The organism is Pontibacter cellulosilyticus (assembly GCF_014306105.1).
GTDB classification, from domain to species: domain Bacteria; phylum Bacteroidota; class Bacteroidia; order Cytophagales; family Hymenobacteraceae; genus Pontibacter; species Pontibacter cellulosilyticus.
Window position 1 is genome coordinate 236663 of the sequence record NZ_JACRVF010000004.1, and the last position, 13830, is coordinate 250492.

15 protein-coding genes and 1 tRNA gene are annotated in these 13830 nt (G+C 43.8%); 9 read left to right on the plus strand and 7 right to left on the minus strand.

The annotated features are described in order from the left end of the window. The first annotated feature begins 2 nt into the window (after nt 1-2). The 3 genes from H8S84_RS14310 (at nt 3) to H8S84_RS14320 (ending at nt 3150) form a co-directional block, all read left to right on the plus strand. Nucleotides 3-1094, plus strand: a complete 1092-nt coding sequence (locus H8S84_RS14310) for a hypothetical protein (RefSeq protein WP_187068042.1) — start codon at nt 3-5, stop codon at nt 1092-1094. A 71-nt stretch (nt 1095-1165) separates the two neighbouring features. Beyond that, nucleotides 1166-2431 (plus strand): DUF1036 domain-containing protein, encoded by a 1266-nt coding sequence (locus H8S84_RS14315; RefSeq protein ID WP_187068043.1) that lies wholly within the window; start codon nt 1166-1168, stop codon nt 2429-2431. Nucleotides 2432-2544: 113 nt separating this feature from the next. After that, nucleotides 2545-3150: a hypothetical protein gene (locus tag H8S84_RS14320; protein ID WP_187068044.1), complete on the plus strand. Its 606-nt coding sequence runs from the start codon at nt 2545-2547 to the stop codon at nt 3148-3150. A 113-nt stretch (nt 3151-3263) separates the two neighbouring features. Here the strand turns inward: H8S84_RS14320 and H8S84_RS14325 are convergent, their stop codons facing one another. The 3 genes from H8S84_RS14325 to H8S84_RS14335 all read right to left on the minus strand — a co-directional run bounded on the left by H8S84_RS14325 (nt 3264) and on the right by H8S84_RS14335 (nt 4445). Beyond that, complete coding sequence (locus tag H8S84_RS14325; RefSeq protein WP_187068045.1) at nt 3264-3461, minus strand: hypothetical protein; 198 nt, start codon at nt 3459-3461, stop codon at nt 3264-3266. 136 nt (nt 3462-3597) lie between these two features. Next, complete coding sequence (locus H8S84_RS14330) at nt 3598-4119, minus strand: helix-turn-helix domain-containing protein (RefSeq protein ID WP_187068046.1); 522 nt, start codon at nt 4117-4119, stop codon at nt 3598-3600. After that, complete coding sequence (locus tag H8S84_RS14335; RefSeq protein ID WP_187068047.1) at nt 4116-4445, minus strand: type II toxin-antitoxin system HigB family toxin; 330 nt, start codon at nt 4443-4445, stop codon at nt 4116-4118. The genes H8S84_RS14330 and H8S84_RS14335 overlap by 4 nt, the downstream gene beginning before the upstream one ends. A 289-nt stretch (nt 4446-4734) precedes the next feature. On the opposite strand from H8S84_RS14335, the gene H8S84_RS14340 reads away from it, so the two are divergent. Beyond that, nucleotides 4735-4908 (plus strand): hypothetical protein, encoded by a 174-nt coding sequence (locus tag H8S84_RS14340; RefSeq protein WP_187068048.1) that lies wholly within the window; start codon nt 4735-4737, stop codon nt 4906-4908. A 320-nt stretch (nt 4909-5228) separates the two neighbouring features. Here H8S84_RS14340 and H8S84_RS14345 read toward each other — a convergent pair whose 3' ends face one another. Beyond that, a complete protein-coding gene (locus H8S84_RS14345; RefSeq protein ID WP_187068049.1) occupies nt 5229-5567 on the minus strand; it encodes a YegP family protein in 339 nt (112 codons plus the stop codon). A gap of 95 nt (nt 5568-5662) precedes the next feature. On the opposite strand from H8S84_RS14345, the gene H8S84_RS14350 reads away from it, so the two are divergent. Beyond that, a complete protein-coding gene (locus H8S84_RS14350) occupies nt 5663-6679 on the plus strand; it encodes a helix-turn-helix transcriptional regulator (RefSeq protein WP_187068050.1) in 1017 nt (338 codons plus the stop codon). 94 nt (nt 6680-6773) lie between these two features. Here the strand turns inward: H8S84_RS14350 and H8S84_RS14355 are convergent, their stop codons facing one another. Beyond that, the gene (locus tag H8S84_RS14355) at nt 6774-7028 is read right to left on the minus strand and encodes a helix-turn-helix domain-containing protein (protein WP_187068051.1); all 255 of its coding nucleotides are present in this window, start codon (nt 7026-7028) and stop codon (nt 6774-6776) included. Between the two features lie 285 nt (nt 7029-7313). Here H8S84_RS14355 and H8S84_RS14360 point away from each other — a divergent pair, with 285 nt between their 5' ends. The 4 genes from H8S84_RS14360 (at nt 7314) to H8S84_RS20375 (ending at nt 11870) form a co-directional block, all read left to right on the plus strand. After that, nucleotides 7314-7853 (plus strand): hypothetical protein, encoded by a 540-nt coding sequence (locus tag H8S84_RS14360; RefSeq protein ID WP_187068052.1) that lies wholly within the window; start codon nt 7314-7316, stop codon nt 7851-7853. Between the two features lie 694 nt (nt 7854-8547). Next, nucleotides 8548-9117 carry a helix-turn-helix domain-containing protein gene (locus H8S84_RS14365; RefSeq protein ID WP_187068053.1) on the plus strand — a complete coding sequence of 190 codons (570 nt, stop codon included), beginning with the start codon at nt 8548-8550 and terminating at the stop codon, nt 9115-9117. A gap of 13 nt (nt 9118-9130) precedes the next feature. Beyond that, on the plus strand, nt 9131-9994 hold the full coding sequence (locus H8S84_RS14370; RefSeq protein ID WP_187068054.1) for a hypothetical protein: 864 nt from the start codon (nt 9131-9133) through the stop codon (nt 9992-9994). Between the two features lie 274 nt (nt 9995-10268). Beyond that, nucleotides 10269-11870, plus strand: coding sequence for a recombinase family protein (locus H8S84_RS20375; protein ID WP_394368001.1), 1602 nt, complete (start codon nt 10269-10271; stop codon nt 11868-11870). Here the strand turns inward: H8S84_RS20375 and H8S84_RS14385 are convergent. After that, nucleotides 11826-11902 (minus strand) — tRNA-Met (locus H8S84_RS14385). The two genes, H8S84_RS20375 and H8S84_RS14385, sit on opposite strands and share 45 nt — an antisense overlap. 83 nt (nt 11903-11985) lie before the next feature. After that, nucleotides 11986-13746 carry a BamA/OMP85 family outer membrane protein gene (locus tag H8S84_RS14390; protein WP_187068055.1) on the minus strand — a complete coding sequence of 587 codons (1761 nt, stop codon included), beginning with the start codon at nt 13744-13746 and terminating at the stop codon, nt 11986-11988. Nucleotides 13747-13830 lie beyond the last annotated feature (84 nt).

A 13830-nucleotide genomic window follows, 5' to 3' on the forward strand; every position in this document is an offset into this window, starting at 1 on the left:
CTATGAGCAAACACCTATACCAAACTGTACCATTGGCCAAACGCAGCCTGCTGCAACGCCTACTGGGCCAGCACCCGGAAGAAAATGCTGTCATTGAACTAAACAACTTGCTTGCCAGCAAGCAAATCCAAAAGATTTCACGGCAAGAGGTAGGGCAGATAGCCCAAACCTATCAAACAGACTTTTTGCGGCAGTTCCAGCGTAATATGGAAGAGTTTTATGCTGTGTACCTGAATCATTGCCTTCAAGACAATATCCTGAGCCAGGATGAGCTACAGTCACTCAAACACCTGCGCGGTTTGCTGCAACTGGACGAGCGGACGGTAGAAGGCCTGCATGCCAAAATAGGGGAGCAGGTGTATAAGGCTTCCTTCGAAAAAGCCGTTGCCGATGGACGCATCACTCCGGAAGAGAAAGCTTTTTTAGAAAAACTGGAGGCAGACTTAAAGCTTCCGGAGGCGCTAGCCAAAAAGATCTCTGAAGAAGTGCGGGGCACGTTTATTCAAAATTATGTTGCGTCTATTATAGCAGACGAGCGCCTTTCGCCTTCGGAAGAGCAGGAGCTGGAGGCCATTGCCGCCAACTTGAATGTCACCCTAGAGGTGAATGAGCAAACAAAGCGCCAGCTGCAGCAGCTCAAGCTATACTGGGCCCTAGAGAATGCCGAGCTTCCGTCGATTCAGCCGGATATTTTGCTGCAAAAAAGCGAGAAGTGCTACATTTCCATTCCGGGAGTAAAATGGCATGAGCTGCGCACGGTGCGGCATCGCACCAGCTACAGCGGCTACTCCACCAGCTTCCGAGTGGCCAAAGGCTTTTACCTGCGTTCCGGTTCCTACACCCCACGCAGCTACAGCACCGATGAGATGAAGTTGATTGACTCGGGCACCTTATACTTAACCAGCAAGCGTCTCATCTTTGCAGGGAGTAAGAAAAATTCGATCATTCACCTAACAAAGATTCTCAGCATCACCCCTTACTCCGACGGGCTTGAGATTGGCAAAGATACCGGTAAATCACCGCTGTTGCAGCTTCCTAACCGGACGGATGTGTTTAGTATCATGCTCGAGCGCTTGCTTCGGGAGCGGGCATAAAGAATTCATAATACGTCAAACTAAATACCCTTCACCAGAGTGGCCGTAGGAGGCTAATCACACTTTTTGCTATGCGTAAGCTTTTACTTTCTCTATTAATCTTAATTACTTTTAATCTGTTCCCAGTTTCAGCACAGCTGAAGGTTATCAACCCTAACGGGCATGCGGTATCGCTCGCACTCGGTTTTTACAACGAGACTGGGCTTATAAAGGGGTGGCATACCCAAGGATGGATAAACATTGCACCGCATGACTCCGCCATGTTGCTGCCTAACGGGATTGTGGGAGGAGAGGTATATTATTTTGGACGTATTTCCGGCTGTGATCAGCTTTACCAGGGGCAGTACAGCTTGCATATCCAACCAAAGGAGGCCTTTTCAATTGCAAACTCTGCCTCAGATTTACCTATTTCCCTAAATAAAGGGTTAGAGAAAGCGCCGTTTACGAAAGTAAGCATTCCCAATGGTGGCAAAACTTTCACGCTGCGCCTGCCGGAGGTGAACTGTACCCAAAAGGGCATGCGGCAAGGAGCATGGACACTCTATTTAGACCGCGACAAAGAAGAAGTAAAACAGGCGCAGGATGCTGCCTTCATCCGAAAGATCAATTATCAAAACGGAGTGCCAAGCGGACTGGTGCGTGACTATTATGCCAAGACCAACGTACTGCAATGGGACGGGAAGCTGATCAGCGAGAAGCCGGATGTGCGGCAGGGTACCAGCATCACCTATAGCGAGCAGGGTCAGAAGGTAGAGGAGGCCTTCTACCAAAGCGGCAAGCCGGAGGGCAAAGTGCGGCGTTGGGATGCCGACGGCAAAGAGATCGTCACCAAAAAGACCTACAGGACCGTGACGGTGCTTAAGCCGCAGGTTGGATACCTGGTGAGCTACTACAACTCGGGCAACAGCAGAACTTATATTCCCGTGATCCTTCCGGAGAACACGGTGGAGTGGTATTACGAGTTTACCGCCTACCGCAACGAAGCTGAGCTGCAGGCGGCCCAGGAGAAGTTCAAGCTTGCCTCGGAGCTGACGCTCTTGATTGACCAGACCGGCATGCTGAAGCTCGCGGCGGACCTGTTCACGGCGCCGCCTGGAGGAGACATCTGTAACGTCTACATGTTTGAGGACGAGGCCCAAGTAAAGGCGTTCATGCAAAAAAGAAGCTTTACCCCCGTAAGAGACTGGTCGCGGACCAGCTTGAAGTCTGCCGTGGTGCCGGTGCACAGCAGCGGCAGGAAAGCTTACCTCGGGCTGCACAACCCAGCGGATTTGGATGGCATACACTTCGCCATTGAGGTGGTCGCCGTTGTGGAGAAAGAGGAGATAGTTAAATGACAGCTTGAAGTATAAAATTCCACTAATTGTCAGAATTGATGTTTACCAAAAGCCAAAAGAATTCGCTGTATACTGTAATTCAGCAGCAGGGCCTGAATGTGCATTCCTTTAGCATGGAAGACAACAGTTACCTAAAAATCAAACACCTTGCAACTGGGTTTTATTTTAAGATAGCCCCAAACACGGTTATTGAGGGGTCTGCTAACGGGCGAAGAGAAGCACCTCGGTTGAACACTTATTCCACTCCCAACTACTCCGGAGTTGTAATTCAACCAGGCAAAGAAGTGCATCATGCGAATATTGACAAATGGGAGACGGTAACTCACCTTTTCAGTAAATGGTTGCTTTGGCTGAAGCAAGAGGAGGAGGAGCCGGACTTGTGGGGAGAGCTGGAAACAAACGCTCGTATTTTTTACTTCTCCCAGGCCGCTCCTGATACAATGTTCGACCATGAGGAGCTGGCTCTTTTGAAAGGCCAGTTCAAAAAGTTGGAGAGACAGGTTGCTGCCCTAAATTTGCCATTGCACGCTGTACAAGAACTGCAGGCCGCTTTCGAAGAAGCAGCATTAAAAGCGGAGTCCTTCACAAAAAAAGATTGGAAAAACCACTTCGTTGGCCTTATCATCAACGTTGCAGTCACTTTGGCATTGAACCCTGAACAGCGCCATGCATTTTTTGCCTTAGTAAAAAGTGCCTTCTCGGGGTTATTACTAAATTAGGAGCGGCTACTTTGGTGTAGATTTCGACTAGTATTTATTCGATTTAAAAGTTTAATATGAGTCGCAAGTTTTGGGAAAGGCACTAATACTTTGTTGGTACCACAAATGAAAGATTAGTCAAACTCAATGTAATCATCTGGTACCTCTTCCCAAGTACTACATTTTCTATAAACTTGACGCTTGAATGTTCTAAAAATAGCCCATGCGTCAAAATCTTGCCTTGGAAAGTGCTCTTTTATAGTTTCCTCTAGTGCTCTTCGGAACTCAGTATCAAGATGGTCTACTACATCTTCTACTTTTATTCTTGCCATATTCTTCTCTTATAATTTGTATGCTGTGTCTCTCTTTTGTAGCACCTCTCTTTAAAATTGAGAGACTGTAAGATAGATCTTGATTTAAAACTATTACATAATTTTTTTATCAAAAATAGATAATAGACTACTTGTTTCAGTCTGCCATAATTGCTCCTTGTGCTACTTCAACAGGAGGAAGCAGCTTTTCATATGGAATCTCTAGGTAATGACTCATAAGAACAACCACATTAGCATTCAAAGTCCTCCTACCATTGAGGATGTTAGACAAGTGAGCTTTTCTCAAGTGAAGCATTTCCGCAAGTCTACCTTGTGTTGTGTGCTTTTCTTTGATCTTTCTCTTGACAATCGTTTTCCGCGCCTCAATGAACCTTCTCCAATTATCGATAAATCTCGCGGCATCCATTTCTGCTTTTTCAATTTCGGCTGCTTTGTGCTCAGCTGCTTGACCTTCCTGCATCTGCTGCGCCCACTCTTCGAAACCTTCCTCTCCGAAAGGATGATGAGTACTCTCATAATCCATTACAAGCCTCTTAAGCTTTGATCTGTATGCATACTCTTTGCTGCCGGACTCTGCTCCCCGAAGGATTCGAAGCAATGCCAGAGCCTTTTCGTATTCACCTTCGTTTCTAATACTCTTCAATTCTCCAAGTTTCATACGCTAAACCCTTTCTTCTTTAAGAATTTCTTGATCGTGCTCGTGTTGTTTCGGAAAGTTGTCTCATAATCATCGTGGTTGCCGGCCCATACAATCTCCACTTCCTGCTCCTTAAAATAAACCATGGCCATGCTTCGGGAGCTTGATATATTGAATATATATACATCTCCAACAATATGGTCAGAGTCAGGAAAAGTCTCCTTTACATCTGATGCACTCTTCCACTCAGAACTTTTAATTTTAGAGACAAAAGCATTGAACTCACGGGCAAGCTCATGCTTATTTTTGACATACTTGGTTATTTTATTTCTTCCTAATACATCCACAGAACGACACAATTAAACTAAAAGTTTTCTATTTGAAAACAAATATATTGAATTGGCTGAAATATTTCATTAAATCCTTCTTGTTGTACAAGCAATCTGAAAAAATTAGCTATCTGAGTGAAGCGACTCAGGCCATTCTTCATTACTTAAGCTTTGATTATGTCCAATAAGAGACTCCGCAAAAAAACGCTTTCATATTTGAGAGACTGGGTTGATCGCTTTGAGAAATGGGTGACATCAGATAAGGTAGATGCACAACCTGTCTTCTTTGATGACTTAGCTCCCATTGATGATGTCCAACAAGGAGCTTCGGGAGGAAATGGTGTTTGTGGGCGGGGCCACGCTGATCCTCTATGCCGACGATCCCGCTGCTGATGCAGTCTGTCTAACCAGCGACATTGACCTGAGCGTTTCGCTGGCCGGCTACGGTATCTGGAACCGGCATCAGGAGCGACGATTTTGAAGATATTGTGTATTTCACTGATAACAGGCTGCGCCTGGTAGAGGAAATTTCCCATGCGCCCAAAGAAGTGAGAGAATACCTGCGGCAAAAGTATAGGGCAATCTGAGATAGCCGATACCGGGAGGAGATATTGGGCTGCCACCTGATGGACCAAGGGCGCCTGTCGCTGCTGGAGGAGAGGGTCGAGCAGATTATGAATCTTTAGAAACAACAGCACAAAGCAGGCACCGCCTTTACTTCAATAAAGGATTTTACCTACAATACCGCCCGTGGTGCCTATGGCTAACAAGACTGTATTGTAGGTTACCCTCACAAGACGCTTATGAGAAATCTTCAATAGGTGCGCCAGGCGCGTCTCTTTTAACCGCCTCGATGCCTCCCTCGCGGGCTGTACGCGTTGTGTAGTTCTCGCTTCTCCCAATGATCTCACCATTGCTGGCTTTGAGGTTAAAGGTGTAGTTGCTCCATCCGTCCCTTCTGTCATAACGTGAATCATAGGGTGCGTTTGTCCTGACAGACGCAATGCCATTCAAGCACGACTGCTTTGTTGTATAGCCTTCCCCATTAAGGATGATTTCCCCGTTTCGGGAGCGAAGCCTATAGTAGTACTGATTGTTGGAGGTGCTCTTGAACACCTGGAATTTTGGGTTGCTTGCCATAAATTTTCCTTTGGTTTATAACAAAGCTATTGCAGGTGAGCGCAATCTTTTTGCGTTCTTCTAAAAATATTTAACTTGTTGAAAAATATCTGCTTATGCCGAAAACCAAGCACGCTATCGTACGTATGAGGCTCATCAATGAGTGCCTGAGAAGCAAGGCTAGAAAGTATTGGTCCAAAACGGAACTGATAGACAAAATAAGCGCGGCGAAAGACATCAGGATAGGTGAGCGGACGCTTGATTACGACATCTACCAGATGCGTTACTGCTCTCAGCTCAACTACAATGCCCCGATAGCCTATAGCAAAAAGGAGAACGGATATTACTACACTGATCCGGAGTATACCATTGAGAACCTTCCCTTGAATGAGGTGGAGCTGCACGCGCTTGCTACGGCAGCAGCTACGCTGGGTCAGTATAGGCACATGGCTGTCTTCAGTGAGTTTGCATCTACCGTGGACAAGGTGGTCAACCTGGTGCAGCAAATCAGCTCTGACCAGCCTGGGGCAAATTCAGGGTTTATCGATTTTGAAAAGGCTCCTTATGCTAAGGGAAACGAGTATCTCGATACAATCATTGGAGCAATCAGAAACAAACATACACTTAGGCTCTCTTACAGAAAGTTTGAGGATGCGCAGCCAAAGAACCGCACCATTAGTCCCTACCTTCTGAAAGAATACCGTAACAGGTGGTACTTGGTGGGGTTGCAGCACGAGACAGGTAGCTTGAGAAAGTTTGCCTTGGACCGCATACAGAGTCTTGAAAGTGCGCCAGAGGCACCCTACATAGAGAAAGCAGACTTCAAACCTGAACTCTACTTCAAGAATGCGATAGGCATTTCTCAGGAAGATGGGCAGGTCGAGGAGGTTGTGCTCTCTTTCTCGCCTTACGACGGCAACTATGTGAAAACGCAACATCTGCATAGCTCCCAAGAGCTTCTGGTTGATGACGACAAAGAAGTCAGGGTAAAACTGAAAGTTGTGCTTAACTATGAGCTGGAAGCCACTATTCTGAGCTTTGGCAAGGAAGTGAGGGTTATTGCTCCTGAAGCACTAAGGCAGAAAATTCGCCAGATACTTGATGCATGTAGAAAGCAGTATCAGGACTGTTAGGCAAGCTATAGCCTTTACAGCTCTACCTTATTTAACATAAGGTAAATTAAAGGACTTTCCATATAGGAAATCCTTATATGCGAATCTAGCCTCTTTAGGATTGTTGTTTTGGCTGAAGCCTAAAGTTGAACAGCTCCGCTAATTCAATATCCAATCCGCGGGCAATCTGAAACAAAGTACTCAAGCGAGGATTGGTTCTGGCTGTCTCAATACGGGCAATCTGACTGAGTACTAAGCCAGAACGATAAGAGAGTTCTTCCTGTGATACGCCCTTCGACTTGCGCAATTGCTTCAGGTGCTCTGCAAAAAGGCGTAGTCCCTCCTCATCAAACAGCTCTTTTCTTTCCATCCATGAAAGGACTGGAAAAAGACAAACCTTTATTATAGCACATATGCTATAATAAAGGTTTGTTGTCTATATTTGGAAACCTTGAGTTAAGGTAAAATGTGTTTTGAATCCAAGGTAAAGTTCTAAAGTACGACAACCCCGTTGATCCACCCCAAACAAAGCAATTAAATGCAACCAGAATCATCTTCATCACAATCCATTATAAGGCGAAGGGATTTCCTGCGCAGAGTTTACCACCTTGAAGTGCTGGGGAATGGCTACTTTCTAGAAGGATATGGGAATAATATGCGGATATTTTTATGGGAAAAGACGCTGTGGAAACTTAACCCAGCAGAGGTTTACGCCAAACTGGAGATTCCATTAACAGATCCTATTAACCAGATAGAGCACCTCAGGCATATGCTCTCTTTCTGTCCAGCTAGCATGAGGTGGAAACACGCGCAGCGGGTACTGGTGAGTATTTCTAAGCCGAATGATCCGATCCATGTAACGGCCAAAGTTCCACTGGCTCTAGATGGGCTTTTGCTCTCCAATTCCACGCAAACCTTCTGTCTAAACTTAATAAAATACGCTTTTGCAGGATCTGGCTCTAAGATAGCCTTAGGTATAGGAGGTGCTGTATTTACGGCAGCTCATTTTAACCTGACTCCAAAGATTTTTAAAGCATATTTGAAACAACTTAGTAAGTATAATCTAGTAAAGTATGCTGTTTTTAATGAACGAGAGTATGCTATTAAATTTGCTTTCAGCCTTGTGCACTATGCCCCAGCACATGCCCCTCACTTTTTTAAGGAGCTCTTTTTTGAACCTGCAGAGGCCTGCTAAGTAATACATATATGAGCATACTTCACCAAGCTGTCCATATATGTAGGAAGCTTATTTTGGAAATAAGGTTTCTATTTAAATCACTTTAGTCTTATAACTTCCAGTAATCTATGCTACACAAGTATCCCGGAGGGAGAAGTTTCTTATGGCAATGGTAACACGTTGATTAAAGTTAAAATCCAGTATGATCCACGTATGAACCTAGTAGAACATTGCTCCTTATAAAAATGGGACTATAATATAGTCTGCAAATTGTGAAAGGCGTCAGCAAAATAGCTTCCTTTATCGCATTCCTATTTCTTTTTCACTGGCGAAACACCTTAGTTATCCTAATCCACCTACCGTTATCTGCGCCATCGGATTTATGCATCTTAATTCCTTTGGTATCTCACCCACGTCATGTCATTGATTGAAAATGTGCTCTTAACTAGAGTAATCATAGTGATAGAAATGCTTATTAATATTTAGCAGATTCCTAATTTCTTCAACATTTCATCAACATTGCCCCTTATACGAAACGAAAAATTAGAATTGTACTTGGAATCATTGCTTATACTATACTCACTCACTTATAATTCTACTAAGTCAATTACCTAACACAAACTAGCTGTACACAACTTTTGCAATTTGTGCACTTTAATTTATTTTATTGATTTAGTTGCATTATAGAATAAAGATTATATATATTTGCTTTATGCAAAATATACATAATAAAATCAAATCCATCCGACTAGCAAAAAATCTCAAGCAAGAAGATATAGCTATAAAGCTGGGCATGAGTAAAGCTAATTATAGCAGAATTGAAAAAGGAGATATAGCACTTTCACCTGAGAAACTCGAAATTCTGCAGAGCATTTTCAATATGACAAGTGGAGAAATTCTCAACCATGAGACTGCGCAAGAAAGATTGGGCTTACCAAACCATGGAGCTCTTGAGGAAATAGTAAAGCAACAGGCAGCTCAGATTGAACGCATGAAGTCAAATTCAGAAAACCTGCTCGAAGCTCTAATAAAACACTTTCAAAAGCCGATAATCTCTTCGAAACTAGATAGTGGGAATGATATACCAAATGCCATAGCCTCTGTCTTTGCAATTGACGGAATAGACTTCATATTGAACAAAGATAATATTGGAGAAGATCACCCTCTTTTAGCTGCCTATAAGCAATATAAGATCAGTCTATTAGGATATGGCATTGGTCTATTTTTAGATGCTTTAATAAAAGAAACATCTAAAGGTTCACAGAGAAAGGACAAAGAATAACGCAACCCATCATATGAACAACAAAAGTGTTAGCCAACCAGAGTTCAAAGAAGGAAAGCAAGGTCTAGTGAACTATAGCTTAAATTACCCTGAATCTAGTCTATTACCTCGTTTAAAGAAAGGCATCGTAACTTTTGATTTGCTAGAGTTAGAGAACTGTACATATGAAGAAATACTTTTGAAGAAATGGGCATTTCTACCAGAAGACAAAGAAACATCATTAAATACTAGCCAATATATATGGTTGAGAATTTTGGATAACCTAATCAGTTACAACTTCCCATCAAATATTTTGCACAACTTCAAGCTATGGCTCTTTGCAGATATATTCCCGTCAGAGCACAGTTACCAAGAGCTCGAACAAGATAGTGCAGGCAACCCACTCAGAATAACATACAACATTGAAACAACGCCCACTTTGCTTGATTTTATTGCAGGCACAGTTATAAGCAAAAGAGAAGACTTACAAATATATTTTAATAAAGATGGGAGAATGGGATTTGTTGGCCGTTTTGTGCCTGTTGAAGAAGCCAAAAAAATTAATGGTTCTATTTCATTCTCTGTACACGAAATCTTACTACAGCTTGTCGGTGATAAAAACTTGCCGAACCTAACTTCTTATTCAACATTAGTCTCACAATCAGAAAATGAGGTTTTAAAATCGATGAGAACTAAAGAATGGGAGAGCATACAAGTTGATAGAGCTGCAGCTGATAAAAACTTTAACTGGCTCATAACTTTTAAGAAAAGTAAATCATCATCATTAGAGAAATATCATGAAACTATTGAAAGTTTACCAAGATACCACAGTGCTCCAATGGTTTCTATAAAAAATAAAACAGTGTTTTACAATTATATTAAAAGGCTGCGATTTTAAAATAACAATTGCTGCCTAAAGGACACCGTAGAAAACGGGTCAAATGACTATCGGTACATACACTGCAGATAACAGGTACGTGCTAGACCAATTAATATTTTGAAACCTTTTAAGCAAAACCAGAAAAAACAAAAAACATCCTCACCATTAACTGTAGAGAAACTTCGCACCTATCCTGGATTCGAATCTATTTCAGACGCAGAGGCTAATGAGCTAGTACAATCCATATGGACGATCGCACAATGCGCAGTAAGAACCTTTAAAAGCTTGAGCAATGACTAACCTAGATCAATTCAGAAAGTTTGCTAAATCCAAGGCAGCTAAAATAGCAAACATCAACAGCCAGGATGCGGTCATCTACACCAGGGTATCTACCAAAGAGCAGGCTGAAAATAACCAGAGTCTTACAACTCAAAAGAAAGAATGCGAACGCTTGGCACTCACCAAAAAATTCCAAGTAGTTAAATACTTTGGAGGCACACATGAGAGTGCCAAAACGGACGAAAGAAAGCAATTCAAAGAAATGCTATCATTTGTACGCACCAAGAAGGTTCAAAACATAATTGTCTATAGCATCGATAGATTTTCCAGGTCTGGGGCAGAGGCTATAAAGATTATAGAAGACCTACGTAACGAAGGTATTTACATCCACTCTGTGCTGCAGAACATAGACCCAACATCCCTTAGCAGCTCTTTATACCAAAACATGTTTCTTTCTTTCGGGCAGTATGAAAACCATCAGCGCCGTCAGAAGACTATGGCTGGTACATTAGAGCGCCTTCTCCAGGGATATTGGGTGACCAGAGCACCACTTGGCTTTACGCACACAATTGAGAATGGAGAACAACACATCGTTGTAAACGAAACCGGCAAACTGATTCGAAAAGCTTTCCTCATGAAAGCGAATGAAGGTTTAACAGATGTGCAGATTGCCGAACGCCTTGCCAAAATGGGCTTAAAGCTATCTAAACAGAAATTATCTGCCATTTTTAGCAACCCGTTTTATTGTGGCTTGATTTCCCATTCGCTTTTAGATGGCAACATCATAGAAGGAAGACAGGAAAGACTTGTATCCAAGGAAATTTTTAAAAGAATAAACGAGAAACGAGCCAAAAATAACCGCGGCTTTAAGCACAAGACAACAGACGATGCATTGCCTCTAAAACGTTTTGTGAAGTGCGCTCACTGCGGCACCACTATGACGGGGTACGAAGTTAAAAGTAAGGGTAAACGCTACTATAAATGCAACAAAAAGGGGTGTGGCAGCAATAAGAGCGCAGAACATATGCACAAACAATTTATAGACTTGTTACAAAGCTACGACTGCAACAAGTTAGCCCTTACCCCTATAAGAGACGCTATACATGGAACTTTAGAGGCAGTTTTTTCACAACAGGAGGACGAGCAAAAGGACATCCAAGCTTCCATCAAAGCACTAGAAGAAACGATTGAAAACGCCCAGGAGAAGCTGTTTCTCGGTCAGATGGACCAGTCAATTTATGATAAGTATAGCAGAAAGTTCAAACAGGAATTAGAGAACCTTTACGTAGAAGCAGCGAAATCATCTTTAAAACTATCGAACTTAGAAAAGTCCATAGACGCCTGTTTGTCATTTGCAGCAAATATATCAGAATTGTGGCTTTTAGGCGATTTTCACGCAAAGCAGACTATACAGAAAGTACTATTTCCAACCGGAATAACTTACAGCACTAAAAAAGAGCATTATCGAACCGAAAGAACCAACACAATACTTCAACTAATTTACAGTATGTCAAGCACTTACAGCACAAAAAACAAAAGACCGACCAGCAAAAAAGCTGATCGGTCCTATTGGGTAGCGGGGACAGGACTCGAACCTGTGACCTTTGGGTTATGAGCCCAACGAGCTACCAACTGCTCCACCCCGCACTGTTATTGTGATGCAAAAGTATAACAACGATTTATACTTTACAAGTTTTTATACCTAAAAAGAGCAAAAAAGTTGAGCTTTTTCAGAATTTGCTGGTGATACCAAAGTGTATCTTCGAGTATCTCAGCGAGATAGGCTGCTGATCGGATTTTCCCAGGGAGTAAACTAGTTGAAAAATACCGGCACCTGTACTAAAACTAATACCGCCACCCACGCCAAAAGGAAAATCGGAGGCTTCGGAATTCTCCAAATCGCTGCGGTAGTAGGCCTGGTCGTAAAACAGCAGCACGTACGAATCGGCAGCCGTAAACAGGCGGTACTCCAACGTGCCCACAGCATAAGCGGAGGCATAGAAGAAATACTCGTCGAAGCCACGCAGCGTGTTAAGTCCCCCAATGCGGTACATGTCATTCAGGAAGATCTGGTCGTTTAGCAGGGCCTCGCCGCGCAGCCGGGTTAGCAAGGCGCTGTTCGTACCCAATCGCAGGAAATTCTCAACTCTTAGCCCCAAACTCAGCTGTGTTGTTTTCAGGTCGAGGGTGTCGTAAAAGCTTTTCTCCAGGTCGCTGTTGCGGAGCAATGTTTTCTTACCAGCTGCCAACTGCATCTCCACCAGCCGGCCACGCCTCGGAAAGTAAAAATCATCGAGGTTGTTCCAGAGGTAGTTAAGGCCATAGGTATTGGTGCGGGCATCGGCAAGGTCCAGCTTTTGCAGGCTTTGGGTATTGGCCGAGGAAAGTATACGCGAGTTGCGCCACTCAGTAAACACACTAAACTTGCCATACTTTAAGGTATAGTATGCCAACTGCAGGCGCGGTTGTATGGTTATAAAAGATGAGTCCTGTTTAAGCAAGTTAAATTTAGTACCCAGTTCGAATGGCGTACCCAGCAGGTTTGGGTGCAAGTATTCTCCGTTAAGTATAACCGAGCCTTTGTTTACCCGCCGCCATTGCAAACCCAACTGCTTGCCTGTACCGCGGATGTTCCGGATGTTCAGGTTTGCCTCGCCAGTTATCAGCAGTTTATCTTGCCGGCTTGGGTCTGGCAAAAAGCCTACAACGCCATCAATCTGGTTTGCCTGACGGTCTTCCAGAAAGTATAGCACCTTGGCCTTATCCCGTAAAAACTGCACCTGTGGCGGCCTGGTTTGCCTGATGTATGGCAGTTGCGTAAGCATGCGCTGCGATGCATTAACCTGGTCCTGGTTATAGATCTGCCCGGGCAGCAGTTGCAGGTAACGCATAAGGAACTTGGGCTGAGTTTTCGTATTACCCACTATAGCTACTGAGTCGTAGGTTACCACAAAAGCCTTTTCCACCATCAGGGCAGCATTTATTTTCCCATTCTCAATTGTTACAGAGTCCAGCCAAACAGAGGCGAAGGGATAGCCGTTGCGCTCGGCATAATTCAGGATACGTTGCTGCAGCTTTACATATTCGGCCGGCTTAAAAGGTGTATCACGGTAAAACTTCTCCCTGAATCCTGACTCAATCAAAATACCTTCACTTAAGTTGTCGTTCCGCAGCTGTGCCCACTCATACTGCTGGCCCAGGTGCAGTTTCACGTGGAGCGTATCGCGGCGCAGGTATAAGCTATCGGCAGAGGCAAGCAGGAAGGCATCCTGCTGCAACTGGTACACCAGCGCCCTGGCCTCTTTGGCGGCCTCTGCAGAGTCGGGGTGCGCAGTGCGGAAAGTATAGCCATGGAGGCGGGAGGCATTCTCAGGAGCAACATCCACCTGAAGTATAACTTTTGGCCGGGGCGTAGCAACAGGTTGCTTCTGCGCCTGCACCTGCGGCAGCCATAAAAGCAAACATAAAACTACGGCGGCTATTTTATACATTTGTATAAGTTACTGTTGAATTGTTTGACAGCGAAATTGTTAATCAGTTAAATGTTGATAACCAGATGGCGCATTTCTTTACAA